At 67.0% G+C, this 16,184-nt stretch carries 15 protein-coding genes; 8 read left to right on the top strand and 7 right to left on the bottom strand.

The window, feature by feature from the left end; translation table 11 throughout:
• Nucleotides 1-149: 149 nt before the first annotated feature.
• On the top strand, nt 150-2,369 hold the full coding sequence (locus tag ACODTW_RS08725; RefSeq protein ID WP_488945583.1) for a TonB-dependent receptor: 2,220 nt from the start codon (nt 150-152) through the stop codon (nt 2,367-2,369).
• A gap of 112 nt (nt 2,370-2,481) precedes the next feature.
• Here the strand turns inward: ACODTW_RS08725 and rnd are convergent, their stop codons facing one another.
• A complete protein-coding gene (rnd, locus tag ACODTW_RS08730; protein WP_488945584.1) occupies nt 2,482-3,636 on the bottom strand; it encodes a ribonuclease D in 1,155 nt (384 codons plus the stop codon).
• Between the two features lie 140 nt (nt 3,637-3,776).
• Here rnd and ACODTW_RS08735 point away from each other — a divergent pair, with 140 nt between their 5' ends.
• From ACODTW_RS08735 to ACODTW_RS08745, 3 genes are all read left to right on the top strand, one after another.
• Complete coding sequence (locus ACODTW_RS08735; protein ID WP_488945585.1) at nt 3,777-4,571, top strand: substrate-binding periplasmic protein; 795 nt, start codon at nt 3,777-3,779, stop codon at nt 4,569-4,571.
• A gap of 124 nt (nt 4,572-4,695) precedes the next feature.
• On the top strand, nt 4,696-6,507 hold the full coding sequence (gene aspS, locus ACODTW_RS08740) for an aspartate--tRNA ligase (RefSeq protein ID WP_488945586.1): 1,812 nt from the start codon (nt 4,696-4,698) through the stop codon (nt 6,505-6,507).
• 133 nt (nt 6,508-6,640) lie between these two features.
• The gene (locus ACODTW_RS08745) at nt 6,641-7,435 is read left to right on the top strand and encodes a MerR family transcriptional regulator (protein ID WP_488945587.1); all 795 of its coding nucleotides are present in this window, start codon (nt 6,641-6,643) and stop codon (nt 7,433-7,435) included.
• An 18-nt stretch (nt 7,436-7,453) separates the two neighbouring features.
• Here the strand turns inward: ACODTW_RS08745 and ACODTW_RS08750 are convergent, their stop codons facing one another.
• The 4 genes from ACODTW_RS08750 to ACODTW_RS08765 are packed head-to-tail and all read right to left on the bottom strand — an operon-like array spanning nt 7,454 to nt 10,845.
• Nucleotides 7,454-7,972 (bottom strand): phosphoglycerate mutase family protein, encoded by a 519-nt coding sequence (locus ACODTW_RS08750; RefSeq protein WP_488945588.1) that lies wholly within the window; start codon nt 7,970-7,972, stop codon nt 7,454-7,456.
• A complete protein-coding gene (gene xerD, locus ACODTW_RS08755) occupies nt 7,969-8,967 on the bottom strand; it encodes a site-specific tyrosine recombinase XerD (protein WP_488945589.1) in 999 nt (332 codons plus the stop codon). Before xerD ends, ACODTW_RS08750 begins: the two co-directional genes overlap by 4 nt.
• 2 nt (nt 8,968-8,969) lie before the next feature.
• On the bottom strand, nt 8,970-10,724 hold the full coding sequence (locus ACODTW_RS08760; protein WP_488945590.1) for a hypothetical protein: 1,755 nt from the start codon (nt 10,722-10,724) through the stop codon (nt 8,970-8,972).
• Complete coding sequence (locus tag ACODTW_RS08765) at nt 10,708-10,845, bottom strand: hypothetical protein (protein WP_488945591.1); 138 nt, start codon at nt 10,843-10,845, stop codon at nt 10,708-10,710. Before ACODTW_RS08765 ends, ACODTW_RS08760 begins: the two co-directional genes overlap by 17 nt.
• Before the next feature lie 271 nt (nt 10,846-11,116).
• Between ACODTW_RS08765 and ACODTW_RS08770 the strand changes: the two genes are divergently transcribed.
• Together ACODTW_RS08770 and aroB are read left to right on the top strand one after the other, a co-directional pair.
• Nucleotides 11,117-11,677: a shikimate kinase gene (locus ACODTW_RS08770; protein ID WP_488945592.1), complete on the top strand. Its 561-nt coding sequence runs from the start codon at nt 11,117-11,119 to the stop codon at nt 11,675-11,677.
• A gap of 22 nt (nt 11,678-11,699) precedes the next feature.
• Complete coding sequence (gene aroB / locus ACODTW_RS08775; protein ID WP_488945593.1) at nt 11,700-12,815, top strand: 3-dehydroquinate synthase; 1,116 nt, start codon at nt 11,700-11,702, stop codon at nt 12,813-12,815.
• A 19-nt stretch (nt 12,816-12,834) separates the two neighbouring features.
• Here aroB and ACODTW_RS08780 read toward each other — a convergent pair whose 3' ends face one another.
• Together ACODTW_RS08780 and ACODTW_RS08785 are read right to left on the bottom strand one after the other, a co-directional pair.
• Nucleotides 12,835-13,476, bottom strand: coding sequence for a CoA pyrophosphatase (locus ACODTW_RS08780; protein ID WP_488945594.1), 642 nt, complete (start codon nt 13,474-13,476; stop codon nt 12,835-12,837).
• Between the two features lie 16 nt (nt 13,477-13,492).
• On the bottom strand, nt 13,493-14,110 hold the full coding sequence (locus tag ACODTW_RS08785; protein ID WP_488945595.1) for a DUF1285 domain-containing protein: 618 nt from the start codon (nt 14,108-14,110) through the stop codon (nt 13,493-13,495).
• A gap of 132 nt (nt 14,111-14,242) precedes the next feature.
• On the opposite strand from ACODTW_RS08785, the gene ACODTW_RS08790 reads away from it, so the two are divergent.
• Nucleotides 14,243-15,259: an AAA family ATPase gene (locus ACODTW_RS08790; protein ID WP_488945768.1), complete on the top strand. Its 1,017-nt coding sequence runs from the start codon at nt 14,243-14,245 to the stop codon at nt 15,257-15,259.
• 17 nt (nt 15,260-15,276) lie between these two features.
• On the top strand, nt 15,277-16,182 hold the full coding sequence (locus ACODTW_RS08795; protein WP_488945596.1) for a DUF58 domain-containing protein: 906 nt from the start codon (nt 15,277-15,279) through the stop codon (nt 16,180-16,182).
• Nucleotides 16,183-16,184: the final 2 nt, after the last annotated feature.

The following is a 16,184-nucleotide window of genomic DNA, read 5'->3' on the forward strand; positions in this document are numbered from 1 at the left end:
CAAATGTTTCGCTTCGGCGTATCCACCCGGCCGCTGAACCGGCCACGCCCTGGCCCGGCGTCGCCGTCACTGGACGGGCGCTGGCGGGATGCTGGGCCACCCGATGGCGGGCCGGCGGCCGTTGATATGACCCGAGAGAAGAAACAGAGATGCAATCCAATCTGAAGCTGGCTTTGCTGGCCGGCCTTTCCGCCACCACGCTGGCCCTCTCCGTCGCCGCCCAGGCGCAGACCACCAGCGACACGCTGGAAGAGATCATCGTGACGGCCCAGCGCCGCGCGGAGAACCTGCAGGAAGTCCCGATGTCCGTCGCCGCCATTTCCGGCGAGGGCTTGCGCGACCTGCTGGCCGGTGGTGCGGACATCCTGGCCCTGTCGGCCAAGGTGCCGGGCCTGTATGCGGAGACCTCGACGGGCCGCATCTTCCCGCGCTTCTATATCCGCGGCCTGGGCAACAATGACTTCTATCTGGGCGCCTCTCAGCCCGTCTCCGTCATCATCGACGATGTCGTGATGGAGAATGTGGTGCTGAAGAGCAGCCCGCTCTATGACGTGCGCCAGGTGGAAGTGCTGCGCGGGCCGCAGGGTTCGCTGTTCGGCCGCAACACCACCGCCGGCATCATCAAGTTCGACAGCATCGCGCCCAGCCAGGACACGTCGGGCCGCGCGACCATGACGCTGGGTTCCTACGGCACGGCCACGCTGGATGCCGGGATGGGCGGCGCGCTGATCGAGGACAAGCTGTCCATGCGCGCTTCGCTGATGTACCAGCGCCGCGACAATTACGTGACCAATGCCTATACCGGCCGCAAGCTGGGCGGGCATCAGGACATTGCCGGCCGCGTGCAGTTCCTGCTGACCCCGTCGGACGATACCAGCGCCCTGCTGAACCTGCATGGCCGCAGCCTGGATGCCACGTCGTCGCTGTTCCGCGGCAACGCCCTGACCAAGGGCTCCAACGAACTGAACAGCAACTACAAGAAGCGCACCGTCTCCTACAATGACGGTGACAACAACGATCAGGCCTATGATGGCTGGGGTTCGTCGCTGAAGATCGACCATGATTTCGGCGCCGTCACCCTGACCTCCATCACCGGCTATGAGACGACGGACGGGTACAGCCGTGGCGACACGGACGGCCTGCCCCTGAACGCCGCCGAAAGCCAGGGCAATATCGACGATCTGGACCAGTGGACCCAGGAAATCCGTCTGGCCAGCAATGGCGACGGCCCGCTGAACTGGCAGGTCGGCGGCTTCTACTTCAATTCCGACGAACAGCTGTCCTTCCGCCCTTACCGCTTCTTTGAAACGGGCGGCGCCTCGGGCTTTGTCACGCTGCGCAACCAGAATGAAAGCTGGGCCGTGTTCGGTCAGGCCGGCTATCAGCTGACGTCCGACCTGAAGTTCACGGCCGGCGTGCGATATACCGAAGACGACAAGGAAATGGATGTGCTGAAGGCGCTGACCGCCGGTACGTTCAAGTCCATCGAGAATGGCACCAATCAGGTGCAGGGCGCCTATACGGGTGTCCGCCATGTCGACCTGTCGGACAACAAGGTCAGCTGGGATGCCAGCCTGTTCTATGACGTGACGGATGACGCGGCCCTGTTCGCCCGCGTTGCCCGCGGCTTCCGTGGCCCGACGATCCAGGGTCGTACCGTGTCCTTCAATGGCCCGCCGACGACCGCCACCTCGGAGACCATCATCTCCTACGAGGCGGGCGTGAAGTCGACGCTGCTGAATGACAAGCTGCGCCTGAACGGTGCCGTCTACACCTACACCGTCAACGACATCCAGCTGACCGCGTTCGATGCCAACGGCACGGCCCGTCTGCTGAATGCCGACAAGGGCGAAGCTGTCGGCTTTGAGGTGGATGCCGAGCTGGCCGTCACCCGCAACTTCACCCTGACCGCCGGCGTCACCTATACGGACACGGAGATCAAGGACAAGGCCGTCAGCTCCAGCACCTGCAGCCCCGTCACGGTCTGCACCGTGCTGGACCCGGTGGTCAGCGGCCGCGCCATGATCGACGGCAACCCGTTCCCGAACGCGCCCAAGTACATCCTGAACTTCACGGCGCGTTACGACATCCCGCTGGACAATGGCGGGACGCTGTTCGCCTTCACGGACTGGAGCGTGACCGGCAAGACCAACTTCGTGCTGTATGAATCGGCCGAGTTCTACAGCAAGGGCGATTTCGAAGGCGGTCTGCGTCTGGGCTACAAGGCCCCGGGCGACGCCTATGAAGTGGCAGCCTTCGTCCGCAACATCACGGACGAGCAGAACATCAAGGGCGTGATCGAAAACTTCATGGCCCCCGTGGTCAGCGATCCGCGCACCTTCGGCCTGTCCCTGTCGGCCAAGTTCTGATGACAGCCCCCGGCGGCCGGACAACCGGCCGCCGGACGGGATGTGGACATGCAAACGGCCCCGGCATCACCGCCGGGGCCGTTTTGTATGAACGATCAGCGAATATCCGCGATCACTTCGCCAGATCGACGATCTTCACCTTCTTGCCGGCGATGGCGAGCGCCAGCTTGCCCTGCTTCAGGCGCAGTGCCGCTTCACCGAACACCTCACGACGCCAGCCCTTCAGGGCATCGACATCGGCATTGTCGTCGCCGGCGATGGCTTCCAGATCGGCGGAATTGGCGACCAGACGGGACGCGACGTCATTATCGTCGCAGACCATCTTCAGCAGCACGCGCAGCAGTTCCACGATGGGGGCGATGCCCGATGCGGGTTCCACGCGCGGTTCCGGGCGCGGCAGGGCGCTGTCGGGAATGGCCAGTGCCGTGTTGATGGCGGCCAGCAGTTCCGCGCCGTAGCGGCCCTGGGCCATGCCCGGCCCCAGCCCGCGCGTGCGGCCCAGATCGTCGATATTGGTCGGCGCATGGGCGGCGATTTCCATCAGCGCCTCGTCCCGCAGGATGCGGTTGCGCGGCAGGTCCTTGCGCTGCGCCTCCCGTTCCCGCCACGCCGCCACTTCCTTCAGGATGGCCAGGAAACGCGGCTTCTCCGTCCGCACCTTCAGGCGCTTCCAGGCGTCTTCCGGCGCCGTGCGGTAGGTTGCCGGATCGGTCAGGATCGCCATCTCGTCTTCCAGCCAGACCTCCCGCCCCGTGCGGTTCAGCTTGGCGCGGATCTTCTCGTACGCCGGGCGCAGATGCGTGACGTCGGACAGCGCATATTGCAGCTGCCGGTCGGTCAGTGGCCGGTGCGACCAGTCGGTGAAGCGGCTGGACTTGTCGATGCGGGCTGGTGTCAGCTTGGTGATCAGCGTCTCATACCCGACCGAATCGCCAAAGCCACAGACCATGGCCGCGACCTGGGTATCGAACAGCGGGGCCGGTACCGATCCCATCAGGTTGACGAAGATTTCCAGATCCTGCCGGGCGGCGTGGAACACCTTCAGCACCGACGGGTCGGCCATCAGGTCGAACAGCGGCTGCAGGTCGATGCCCGGGGCCAGGGGGTCAATGGCGGCGGCATCCTTGGGCCCGGCGACCTGCACCAGGCAAAGCTGCGGCCAATAGGTTTTTTCCCGCATGAATTCGGTATCGACGGTGACGTAATCGGCGCCACGGATACGGTCGATGAAGGCGGAAAGGTCTTCGGTGGTCGTGATCAGAGTCATGGGCGTGAGTGATACAACAGTCGCTTGCCCCTGTCGAATGCGGATATCCGGCAAGCCGACATGCGCCCATGCGGATAGGTATCGGGCAGGCCCCGCCAGGGTATAGGGTGGGTGCGACAGGATATCCCAGGGAGGCCACCATGCCGGGGCCAGGGGCCAAACGCACAAAGGCCGGTGCGGTCACGATTTGTGACCGTCGGCGCCTTCTGCTTGCCGGCGCCGCGATGATGGTTCCCGGCATCTGTACCGCCGGCGGCGCACCGGGGTCCTGGCTTGTCTATTGCGCCGATGACTTCCCGCCCTACTGCTGGGCCGACCGGGTGCGCGGGGCCATGGGCATGGATGTTGATATCATCCGTGCCTTGCTGGACCGTGTCGGCGATCCTTACATCATCGAACCCATGGCGTGGTCGCGGGCCTTGGCGGGGCTGGAGCAGGCCCGCTGCGACATGCTGTTCGGCCTGTTGCCGACACCGGAACGACGCAAGGAATTCTGCATGGTCGGTTCCTTCCGCGACGGGGAGATCGCGTTTGCCGTGCGTGAGAACAGCCGGCTGACCTATGACCGACTTGAGGACCTGACGGGCCTGACCATCGGCACGGCCCTGCGCAACAGCTATGAACCGGCTTTCGACAACGCCACCCATTTCCGGCGCGACCCGGCGCGCACCGATGAATTGTCGCTGCTGAAGCTGGTGGCGGGCCGCGTCGACATGGTGGTCGGCGACCGCTTCGCCCTGGAATGGAAGGCGCGGCAGATCGGCATCGCCGACAAGGTCCGGCTGCTGCCCAGGCCCCTGGCCATATCCCCGCATTATGTCGGCCTGCCCTTCGACCGGACCGACAAGGCCAACCGCCTGCAGGCGGCATTGGATGCGGTTCTGGCCGATGGCGGGATCGATGCCATCATCCAGCGCTGGCGTGCGACAGGGTAGCAGCAAAGCGCTTGCCGGCCTTGACAACCAAGCCCCGTCCGGTGTGGTGTGCGGCTTCGTGCCGACGGGTCATTCCGCCGGCTTACCCTTTCTGTTGCCCATTCGCACCCGGGATCGATCCGCCATGCACGCCTATCGCTCGCATAATTGTGGCCAGCTCCGCCTGGACCATGCCGGTCAGACCGTCCGCCTGTCCGGCTGGATCAACCGCAAGCGTGACCATGGGCAGTTGCTGTTCGTCGATCTGCGCGACCATTTCGGCATTACGCAGCTGGTCGTCGACACCTCCTCCCCGCATTTTGCGGTGCTGGAAGGTCTGCGCCTGGAATCGGTGGTGACCATCACCGGTGAAGTGGTGGCCCGCACGGCGGAGACCATCAACGAGAACCTGCCCACCGGCCATATCGAGGTGGTGGTGCGCGATGTGTCCGTGCAGTCGGCCGCCGACCCGCTGCCGCTGCAGGTCAACAGCGAGCAGGATGCCGGCGAGGAACTGCGCCTGCGCTACCGTTTCCTGGACCTGCGCCGGGAGAAGATGCAGAAAAACATCCTGCTGCGCAGCCACGTCATTGCGTCGGCCCGCCGCCGCATGATCGAACAGGGTTTCGTGGAATTCCAGACCCCGATCCTGACGGCCAGCAGCCCGGAAGGTGCGCGCGACTTCCTGGTGCCGAGCCGTAACCATCCCGGCAAGTTCTACGCCCTGCCGCAGGCGCCGCAGCAGTTCAAGCAGCTGCTGATGGTGTCGGGCTTCGATCGCTATTTCCAGATCGCCCCCTGCTTCCGCGACGAGGACAGCCGCGCCGACCGTTCGCCGGGCGAGTTCTACCAGCTCGATTTCGAGATGAGCTTCGTCACCCAGGAAGACGTGTTCGCCGCGATCGAGCCCGTCATCCACGGCATCTTCGAGGAATTCAGCGGCTTCACGGGCACCAAGCGCAGCGTGACGCCCTACCCGTTCGTGCGCATCCCCTATGCTGAATCGATGCTGAAATACGGCAACGACAAGCCGGACCTGCGCAACCCCCTGGTCATCACCGACGTGACCGAGGTGTTCAAGCGCGACGACGTGGAATTCAAGGCCTTCAAGGGCGTGATCGAGAAGGGTGGCGTCGTCCGCGCCATCCGCGCGCCGTCGGTCGGCGACCAGCCGCGCAGCTTCTTCGACAAGCTGAACGACTGGGCCAAGGGCCTCGGTGCGCCCGGCCTGGGCTATATCCTGTTCGAAGCCGCCGGCGGCAAGGGCCCCATCGCCAAGTTCGTGCCGGAGGCCGCGCAGGCCCATCTGCGCGAACTGGTCGGCCTGAAGGATGGCGATGCCGTCTTCTTTGTTTGCGACCAGGTCGGCCCCGCCGCCAAGCTGGCCGGTCTGGCCCGCACCAAGATCGGCGAGACCTTGGACCTGATCGAGAAGGATACCTACAAGTTCTGCTGGATCGTCGACTTCCCGATGTTCGAATATGACGAAGAGCGGAAGAAGGTCGACTTCAGCCACAACCCGTTCTCCATGCCGCAGGGCGGGCTGGACGCGCTGCTGAACCAGGATCCGCTGACCATCAACGCCTATCAGTACGACATCGTCTGTAACGGCGTGGAACTGTCCTCGGGCGCCATCCGCAACCACAAGCCCGAGATCATGTATAAGGCGTTCGAGATCGCGGGCTATCCGGCCGAGGTCCTGGAAGCCAAGTTCGGCGGCATGCTGTCGGCCTTCAAGCTGGGCGCCCCGCCGCACGGTGGTTCGGCGCCGGGCATCGACCGCATGGTCATGCTGCTGGCCGACGAACCGAACATCCGCGAAGTCATCGTCTTCCCGCTGAACCAGCGTGCCGAAGATCTGCTGATGCAGGCCCCGAACACGGTCACGCCCGACCGCCTGAAGGAACTGCACATCAAGCTGGACCTGCCCAAGCCGAAGATCACGACGGCCGAGTAAGCGTCACCCGTTCAGAAAAAAGCCCGTCGCTGGGGAGCCAGCGGCGGGCTTTTTTCTTTCCAGCCGCCTGCATTTTCCCGCTTGCTCCTGACGCAGCGTCAGGTCCGACAAGGGGCGGGCAAGGAGCATGAGAATGGACAAGGCATTATCCATCGGCGAACTGGCGGAACGGTCGGGCGTTTCGGTCCGCGCCCTGAGGCTGTATGAGGCGGAGGGGCTGATCAAGCCGGTGCGCACCCAGGCCGGGCGGCGTGTCTATCAGACGCGCGACGTGGAGCGGTTGCAGCAGATCCTGCTGTTGAAAAAGGCCGGCTGCACGCTGGCCCAGATCCGCAGCCTGCTGGACCGGCGGCCCTTCGATCCGGCCCGGCTGATCGATGCCCAGATCGCCGCATTGGAACAGACCGAACGCGGTCTGGCCCAGGCCCTGTCGCTGCTGCGGACGGCCCGCCGGCAGTTGCAGGAAGGGGAATGCCTGTCCGTCGATGCCCTGTGCGACCTGATCAAGATGGGAGAACAGAGCATGAGTGAGGAAGTCTGGAAGCCGGTCCTGGACCGGTACTACACGCCGGAGGACCAGGAGAAATGGCGTCAGGCCAAAGCCGTCTTCGGCCAGGCAGAGCAGGCCGAATTCACGGCCCGCTGGGCTGACCTGATCGCGGAGATCGAAGCCGCCATCGCCTGCAAGGTGGCGCCGGAGGATGAGCATGCCACACGGCTGGCCGTCCGCTGGTACGAACTGCAAAAGCCGCTGGTGGAACAGGTGGGGGTGGAGGTCTGGAACAAGGCCAGCCGCATGTATCAGGAAATGGACCAATGGCAGACGCCCCAGGTCCAGGCCCCGTTCAGCGCGGACGTCTACGCCTTCGCGATCAAGGCCGCCGAGGCTGCCCGCGCCAAGGGCCTGATCCCGCCGCGACAGGGGTAGCAGGGGGGGGTGGCCCCCCTATGGGCACTGGCTTTCCGCCCCGTACCGCTCCTCCCGCAATGTCCTCGTCGCCATGTCCCAGCGGAAAAGGCGGTCATAGGCGCATTCCGGCAGGTCGGGCAGGGTGGGGCCGCCCAGGGCGCGCAGGATGGCGGGGACGGTGTTGCCATGGCCGACGACCAGGGCCACCTGACCCGCCTGCAAGGCCCCCAGCCTTTCCGCCGTGGCGCAGACGTGGGACGGAAGATCGCCCGGCGGGATGGCCACCGGCTCTGCCGTGACTCCGGCCAGCGCTGCCGCCGGGGCTGCTGTCTCCGCCGTGCGTCTGGCGGGACTGGTCAGGACCAGGTCCGGTGGGGTTGTCCGCAGCAGGTCGGCCAGTGCCTGGGCGCGGCCCTGCCCCTCTGCTGTCAGGCCTGGATCGGTCCCGGTGGATTTCTCCGCATGCCGGACCAGGATCACCTGCTGCGCCGTGGCCGGCAGGGCCAGACACAGCGACAGGGCAAGGGCGGCGGCCAGATGGGTCCGGTGGGTCACTTCTTCTTCCCCGACAGCGGGTGGTGTTTCTCCACCGTCTGCTTCAGCCGTTCGCCCACGACATGGGTATAGATCTGGGTCGTGCCGATATCGGCATGGCCCAGCATCTTCTGGACCGACCGCAAATCGGCGCCATGGTCCAGCAGGTGGGTGGCGAAGCAATGGCGCAGGACGTGCGGGCTGACCTTGGCGGGGTCCAGACCCGCCTCAATGGCCAGATCCTTCAGCAACTGCCCGAAGCGCTGCCGCGTCAGCACGCCGGCCGTGGCGCGGGACGGGAACAGGAAGGCCTGTTGCTTGCCCTCCCGCCCCTTGGTCATGAAGAAGGGCCGGTCGGGCAGATAGGCGGCCAGGGCGTCGCGCGCGGGCGCCGACAGGGGCACCAGCCGCTCTTTCCCGCCCTTGCCGCGCACGATCAGGGCGCGGGCATCGCGGGTCAGGGCATTCATGGGCAGGCCGACCAGCTCCGACACGCGCAAACCGGAGGCATACAGCACTTCCAGCAGCGCATTCAGCCGCCTTCCCTCTGGTGCGCCACGGGCCGATGCGGCGGCCAGCAGGGCGGTGACATCGGCTTCCGACAGGATCTTGGGCAGGGCACGACCCTGCTTGGGCGTGTCCAGGACGCTGGCCGGGTCTTCGGCCCGGTGCCCTTCGGAGACCAGGAACTTGTAATATTGGCGCAGGGACGACAGACGACGGGCGACAGTGCGTACGGCCGACTTCGCCTTGATCTGGTCGGCGGCCAGATGGTCCAGGTAGGCGCGCAGATCATCGGTGCTGGCGCGGTCCAGGGCCGGGCCTTTCTGCCGTGCCAGGAAATTGGCCACATCCGTCAGGTCGCGGCGATAGGCGTCGCGGGTGTTGGCCGATGCCCCGCGTTCGGCCACCATCATGTCCAGAAAGGCATCGACCCAGGGCGGCGGCGGGACAGGGGCCTTGCGCGGCCGGCCCGGCCGCACCTTCGCCCCCATTCCCGTCGCCGGTCCCGTCATGGTCACGCCGCCGGCCGCAGCAGCGTGGCGATGGCCTCCGCCCCGATGCGGCGGGCCTGATCGGCCATACCGGCCTTGGACATGTTGGTCAGCAGGGAAGCCAGATCCAGCGCCGCCATGCCAGCCGGGCCATCGCTGCCCAGGCCAACGACGGCATCCAGCGCCACGGCGCCCTTCACCTGACCCGGCGGGGCACCGCCATCCGCCAGCGGCGGCAAGGGCGCTTCCGCCCCGCCATGCAGGGCCGTCAGCAGGATCAGCACCCCGTCGGCCGTGTCGCGGGCCGCATCCCCGCCCAGCTCGCGAACCCAGCGCACCTGATCGAAATCCGTCTCCCGGATCAGACCATGGGCGGCGGCCAGCGGCCACAGCCGGGCGAAGGCACCTTCATCCTTGCTGACATTGAAATCGTCGCGGGCCAGATTGATCCAGGGTGTGGCCCCGATATTCTCCCCCTGCAACAGATGCAGTCGGGCGACCAGCGGGGCCACGGACGCGAAACCGACCGTCAGCTTGAACTGCCGCGCCTCCTCCAGCAGCAGGGCACCATAGGGCCCGGCCTGCTGTTCGGTGCTGCTGGCCAGCATGGCGATCTTGAACAGCCCGGCCTTGGCGGCGGGCGTGGGCTCATCGCGCAGCGCCTTCAGCACCTGGGCCCGGAACAGCGGCGTCGGCTTTCTGGCGCCGGCCAGTGTCAGCGCCTTGGGGTCGGGCTTGGTCACGGCGTCATAGACGGTCAGCAGGCCGGCCTGATCCAGGCTGCCCAGGGCCACGGCCTTTTCCGCCGCCGCCAGACGCTGCGGCACGGGCAGGGTCGCCATGCGGGCCAGCATGGCCAGCGGCCCCGCCCCGCCGATCTTCATGTCCGGCGGATAGGGACGGTTGGATGCCAGGATCATGGCCAGTTGCGTGGCCGTCGGCTCCGTCACGCCCTTAACCGGGGTCTTGGTGCCGGCCGCCGCGGCTTCGGCCAGACGGGCGAAGATATCGTCCTTGTCGCCCTGTTCACGCATCAGGTCCAGGCCCAGCATGACGCCCTGGGTCTGGCCGCCCGCCACCTGACAGACGATCTGCCATTTCTGCCAGACGGGATGCTGGAACTTGCCCAGCAGGACATTGGCCTGATCGCAGGCCGCCTGCCGGTCGCCGGCGAAATACTGCATTTCCAGCCAGACCAGCGCCGTTGCCTCATCCTCCAGCACCGATGGTGCCACCGAACGCAGGGCATCGGCCGCGTCGGCATTGGCGATGCGCAGCAGGGCTTCGGCGCGCAAGGCCGCCAGGTCGCGCTTCTTTTCTCCCGCGCCGACGCCATCGGCCGTGGACAGCAGCACCTGGGTGGTGATGGCGCGGAGCGCCGGGCTGGTCAGGCCGGCGGGAATGCTGGCGATCAGACTTTCCACCTCGTTACGCGGCAGGCCGCGCCACAGGTCGGCGGACAGGCCGCCATTGTCGGGGCCCAGGGTGCCGGCCAGTTCCGGGTCCAGCGCCTTCAGCTCCTCCACCATCACGCCCTTGGGCGACCGCGCCTCTGCCGGCGCCTCCGCACCGGTGGCGGTGGCGGGGCTGTCGGCCGGGATGGCCGCATCGGGGGCGTCCGTAGGCGGTGGGAACAGCGACAGCGGCGCGCCCGTCGGGATGGACGGCACGGGGGCAGGATCGGCCTGCTGCTGGGCCGATGCCATGGGGGCCAGCAGCACCAGTCCCAGGGCCGTCAGGCAGCCGAAGCGGCGCGCGCGCTCAGCTGAAACGGTCATTCGGGATCACCCGTTCCACCGGCTGCGACGGCGCGGGCAGGTCCATGCTGGCCAGCACGGCAAAGCCGCCGACACCGACAAGCAGGACAACCACCAACAGGATCTTGATCAGCATGCTCATGAATAACCGGGTCCCGGTGCAAGGGTTACCTGTCCACATCGACCAGACGCTTGCATCGTCAGCCATGCGTCGGCAACCGGGTCCGGCTCCGCTTTCCACTTGGCTCGCAGGGTTGGGCGTGGGTGCCCGCGCATGCTATGGAAACGTCCGTTCCGGTGGCCTTGCCCGCACCATAGCGCCCGCATCATGGGCTGGCAATCGCGCCACCATCAGCCATCCTGGTTACGCCCCAGGTCAAACCCTCTGGCGCCCACCCCTGGATCTGACGCCCATGACGCCTGTGCCCATGCCCCCCATTCCCAAGACCCTGGTTCTGATCGGCCTGATGGGCGCCGGCAAGACCAGCATCGGCAAGCGGTTGGCAGCCAAGCTGGGCTTGCCCTTCGTCGATGCCGATCATGAGATTGAACGGGCGGCCGGCTGCACCATCCAGGAAATCTTCGACCGGTTCGGGGAGGCGGGTTTCCGCGACGGGGAACGGCGCGTCATCGCCCGCCTGCTGGAACAGCCGGTGCAGGTGCTGTCCACCGGCGGCGGTGCCTTCATGGATGAAGCCACGCGGGGGCTGATCCGCGACCGCGGGATTTCCATCTGGCTGCGCGCCGACCTGGATTTGCTGGTGCAGCGCACGGCGCGCCGCGACCATCGGCCGCTGCTGCGCCAGGGCGACGCGCGCGCCGTGCTGGGCCGGTTGATGGAGGCGCGTTACCCCGTCTATGCCCAGGCCGATCTGACCGTCGACAGCGACGACAGCCCGCCCGACGTAACCACGGATCGCGTCATCGCCGCTGTCCGCCAATGGCTGGGCGCTGCCGACAGCAGTGCCGCCTGACCGATTATCCGGGATCAAGACCATGAATGCCGCCCGCACCATCGTTCCCGTCGCGCTCGACGACCGTTCCTATGACATCCATATCGGGCCGGGCCTGATCGGGCAGGCGGGTGCGCTGATCCAGGCCGTGGTGCCGGGCCGGGCGCTGGTCGTGCTGACCGACAGCGCCGTGGCCCAATTCCACCTGACGCCCCTGCTGGACAGCCTGCGCAGCCGTGGGGCCAGGGTTATGGACCCCATCATTGTGCCTTCGGGCGAGGCCAGCAAGGACATGGAAAAGCTGGGCGAGGTGATGGACGCCCTGCTGTCGCGCGGGATCGAGCGCAAGACCGTGCTGGTGGCGCTGGGCGGCGGGGTCGTGGGCGACCTGGGTGGCTTCGCGGCCGCCATTGCGCTGCGTGGCATCGACTTCATCCAGGTGCCGACGACGCTGCTGTCCCAGGTGGACAGTTCGGTGGGCGGCAAGACCGGCATCAACAGCCGCCATGGCAAGAACCTGATCGGCGCCTTCCATCAGCCGCGTCTGGTCCTGGCCGACACCGACAGCCTGAAGACCCTGCCGACGCGTGAGGTGCTGGCCGGCTATGCCGAGGTGGTGAAATACGGGCTGATCGACCGGCCGGATTTCTTCACCTGGCTGGAAGCCAACGGCCCGGCCCTGGTCGCCGGCGACGATGCCCTGCGGACGGAGGCGATCCGCGTCTCCTGCGCCGCCAAGGCGGAGATCGTGGGCCAGGACGAGAAAGAGGCGGGCCTGCGGGAGCTGCTTAACCTGGGCCACACCTTCGGCCATGCGCTGGAGGCAGAAGCCGGCTATGGCAGCGCCCTGCTGCATGGCGAATCGGTGGCTATCGGCATGGTCATGGCCTTCGACCTGTCCGTGCGCATGGGCCTGTGCCCGGCCGAAGACCTGGCCCGCGCCCGCGCCCATCTGGCCGCGGTGGGCCTGCCCGTGTCGGCCAAACATCTGGGCAACGGCACCTGGACGGCGGAAAAGCTGGTCGCCCACATGGCCAAGGACAAGAAGGTCAAGGATGGCCGCGTCACCTTCATCCTGGCCCGCGGCATCGGCAAGGCGTTCCGTTGCGCCGATGTGGATCTGGCCGACGTGACGGCGGTGATGGCGGATTACGTGTGAGGTCAGGGGCGAGAGGCGCTTACCCCAACTCCCCCAGTACCTCGCACAGATTGATCAGCATCCCCGCCGTGGCACCCCAGATATAGCGGTCCTGATAGGGGAAGACCCAGAAATGGCGCAGCGCGCCCTTATATTCCCGGCTCTCCCGCCGGCGTGAACTGGGGTCCAGGATGAAGGACAGCGGGACCTCGAACACGTCCGCCACCTCGTAAGGATCGGCCTGCAGGGTGAAGGGCGGGCGGACATGGGCCACCACGGGCACCACGCGGAAACCCGTGCGGGTGATGTAGGTATCCAGATGGCCCAGCACCTCGATATGGCCGCGCGGCAGGCCGATCTCTTCTTCCGTCTCGCGCAGGGCGGTGGCGACCGCATCCTCGTCCGCGGGTTCCACCCCGCCGCCGGGAAAGCTGATCTGGCCGGCATGGGCGGCCAGATGCGCCGTGCGCTGGGTCAGCAGGATGGTGGGGCCTTCGGGCCGGTCGACCAGCGGCACCAGCACGGCCGCATCGCGCAGGGCCGCTGGGACCTCCAGGCCGGGATTACCGTCCAGGTCGCCGCGCATGCCCAGCAGGCGTGACGGGTCCCCCCGCCGCCGCTGGAACAGCGTGCGGATGTCGTCAATGGCGGGGCTGCCCGCCCTTGTATCGGCCTCGATCAAGATACCCCAGCGCCCTTCACGCCTCGGTCACCCGGCCCAGTGGGAAGAATCTCCCCTCGCTCCAGACCCCGATCATGTCCCCATCATCCCCGGATACCGCCCGTTCAACCAGTTCATAGAAGATGGCACGGTTGATGCGGGCTTCCAATGGTGTGTCGATGGGCCCCTTCACCACGATATAGGGCCGGGGCTCCCCTGTCGCGGGGTCGGTGGTGACCCGGATGGGATAATCCGGACCGGCTATGACCTGCTGGTCCAGGTTGGTGCGGAAGATCAGACGCTGGTCCCGTCCCTCGCCCTCCACCTCCAGCCCCACGGCGATGAAGGGAGCGTCCTCCACATTGATGCGTCCGCGTTCGGCGGGCGTGATCAGCCAGAAATCACCGGCGGCATCACGCCGCAGCACGGTCGCGAACAGCCGGACCATCGGCAGGCGGCCGATGGGGCTGCCGTGATAGGTCCAGGTGCCGTCGGCGCGGATGGTGATGGGATAGGCCTCGTCCTCGGCGCTGGGGCTACGCGGACCACCACCCGACAGGGCGCGCAAGGCGGCCTCCGGTGTTGTGGTTCCATTCTCGGGGGCCGCAGTGGCATCCCTATTCTGCTTGCTTTCCGGCATGGTGGAACGGACCATTCGTCGATATTGCGCGGTACGGCCTGTGCCGCATTGATAACATAGTCGTGGGGCCAAGCTTCTGGTACCCAGGTGTGCCAGCCCAGATCGACGGGCGGTGTTGCAATTGATGGGCGACGCGAAGGGAAGATGATGGTGGTGAACGCTCTGGACGCCGGTCGTGGCACCGATCCGCAGGCGCTGTTGCGCGATGTGGAAGCGCTGGGGCACCTCTTGTCAGAGGCGCGTCAGGCCATCGGCCGTGTCATCTTTGGTCAGCAGCAGGTGATTGACCTGTCGCTGGTCACGCTGCTGGCCGGCGGGCATCTGCTGCTGATCGGCGTGCCGGGTCTGGCCAAGACGCGGCTGGTCGAAACGCTGGGCACCGTCATGGGCCTGGATGACCGCCGCGTTCAATGCACACCCGACCTGATGCCGGCCGATATCCTGGGGTCGGAGGTGCTGGAGGAAAGCGAGGATGGCCGCCGCGCCTTCCGCTTCATCCCCGGTCCCGTCTTTGCCCAGCTGCTGATGGCCGACGAAATCAACCGCGCCAGCCCGCGCACCCAGTCGGCCCTGTTGCAGGCCATGCAGGAAGGCCGCGTGTCGGTGGCCGGCCATTACCACCCGCTGCCCCGGCCCTTCCATGTGCTGGCCACACAGAACCCGCTGGAACAGGAAGGTACCTATCCGCTGCCCGAGGCGCAGCTGGACCGGTTCCTGTTGCAGGTGGATGTCGATTATCCCGACCGCGACAGCGAACGCCGCATGATGATCGCCACCACCGGGGCGGTGTCGGAGACGGTGACGCCCGTGCTGTCGGGACCGGACCTGATCGCGGCCCAGGCCCTGGTCCGCCGCGTGCCCGTGGGTGACAGCGTCGTGGATGGCATCCTGGACATGGTGCGCAATGCCCGCCCGGACAGCAGCGCCCTGGACAGCGTGCGCCGGCATGTGGCCTGGGGCCCCGGCCCGCGTGCCAGCCAGGCCCTGATGCTGGCCGCCCGCGCCCGCGCCCTGCTGGATGGCCGCCTGACCCCGTCGCTGGACGATGTCGTGGCCCTGGCCAAACCTGTGCTGCGCCACCGCATGGCGCTGAATTTCGCGGCCCGCGCCGATGGCATCACCCTGGACGGGGTCATCGATCAATTGACCGCGCCGCTGGCGTGACAAGGGGGATCGCCGGCATGGACAGTTCCGGCCGCCACCTGCCCGCATCGATCCGCGCCCAGCACCGGGCGGAGGATCTGGCCCGCCGCCTGCCGCCCTTGCTGGTGCAGGCGGAACGTATCGCCGCGACCGTGGCCCAGGGCGCGCATGGCCGCCGCCGCACGGGCACGGGCGAGACCTTCTGGCAGTTCCGCCGCTATCAGCCCGGCGATGCCTATAACCGCATCGACTGGCGCCAATCGGCCAAGACCGCCCATGTCTTCGTGCGCGAGAATGAATGGGAGGCGGCGCAGACCGTCTGGATCTGGCGCGATGACAGCCCGTCCATGAACTGGCGGTCGGGACGCGAGTTGGACACCAAGCGTCACCGCGCCGACCTGATCGCCCTGGCGCTGGCGGCCCTGCTGCTGCGCGGCGGGGAACGGGTGCAACTGGCCGGCAGCGACGTGCCGCCGTCGGCCGCCCGCTCCATCCTGCCGCGTCTGGCCGACTGGGTGACGGGACAGGCCAACCATCATTATCGCGGCCATGGCCTGCCGCCGGCTGAGGTGCAATTGCCCCGTCATGCCCAGGCCGTGCTGATCGGCGACCTGCTGTCGCCCCTGGACGAGATACAAGCCGCCGTGGGCCGGCTGGCGGCACGCGGGGTGCGCGGACATCTGGTGCAGGTGCTGGATCCCGGCGAGGAGACCCTGCCCTATGAAGGCCGCGTGCGCTTCAAGGGGCTGGAAGGGGAGGGATCGCTGCTGGTCCCGCGCGTCGATGGTGTGCGCGATGCCTATCTGGACCGGCTGGCGGCCCAGCGTGACGGGCTGGCCGCCATTGCCCGCACCGCCGGCTGGACCCTGACCCTGCACCGCACGGACAGGCCGCCGCAGACGGCGCTGCTGTCACTGTGGGCGGCGCTGGCGGGGGAAGGGTGAGG

The organism is Niveispirillum sp. FG148 (assembly GCF_057809655.1).

Coding starts and splice junctions, on each gene's coding strand:
- ACODTW_RS08795 (WP_488945596.1), top strand. CDS start 15,277: ATGGACAGTTCCGGCCGCCACCTGCCCGCATCGATCCGCGCCCAGCAC.
- ACODTW_RS08770 (WP_488945592.1), top strand. CDS start 11,117: ATGACGCCTGTGCCCATGCCCCCCATTCCCAAGACCCTGGTTCTGATC.
- ACODTW_RS08745 (WP_488945587.1), top strand. CDS start 6,641: ATGGACAAGGCATTATCCATCGGCGAACTGGCGGAACGGTCGGGCGTT.
- rnd (WP_488945584.1), bottom strand. CDS start 3,636: ATGACTCTGATCACGACCACCGAAGACCTTTCCGCCTTCATCGACCGT.
- ACODTW_RS08765 (WP_488945591.1), bottom strand. CDS start 10,845: ATGAGCATGCTGATCAAGATCCTGTTGGTGGTTGTCCTGCTTGTCGGT.
- ACODTW_RS08785 (WP_488945595.1), bottom strand. CDS start 14,110: ATGGTCCGTTCCACCATGCCGGAAAGCAAGCAGAATAGGGATGCCACT.
- ACODTW_RS08725 (WP_488945583.1), top strand. CDS start 150: ATGCAATCCAATCTGAAGCTGGCTTTGCTGGCCGGCCTTTCCGCCACC.
- ACODTW_RS08735 (WP_488945585.1), top strand. CDS start 3,777: ATGCCGGGGCCAGGGGCCAAACGCACAAAGGCCGGTGCGGTCACGATT.
- xerD (WP_488945589.1), bottom strand. CDS start 8,967: ATGACGGGACCGGCGACGGGAATGGGGGCGAAGGTGCGGCCGGGCCGG.
- aspS (WP_488945586.1), top strand. CDS start 4,696: ATGCACGCCTATCGCTCGCATAATTGTGGCCAGCTCCGCCTGGACCAT.
- aroB (WP_488945593.1), top strand. CDS start 11,700: ATGAATGCCGCCCGCACCATCGTTCCCGTCGCGCTCGACGACCGTTCC.
- ACODTW_RS08790 (WP_488945768.1), top strand. CDS start 14,243: ATGGTGGTGAACGCTCTGGACGCCGGTCGTGGCACCGATCCGCAGGCG.
- ACODTW_RS08760 (WP_488945590.1), bottom strand. CDS start 10,724: ATGACCGTTTCAGCTGAGCGCGCGCGCCGCTTCGGCTGCCTGACGGCC.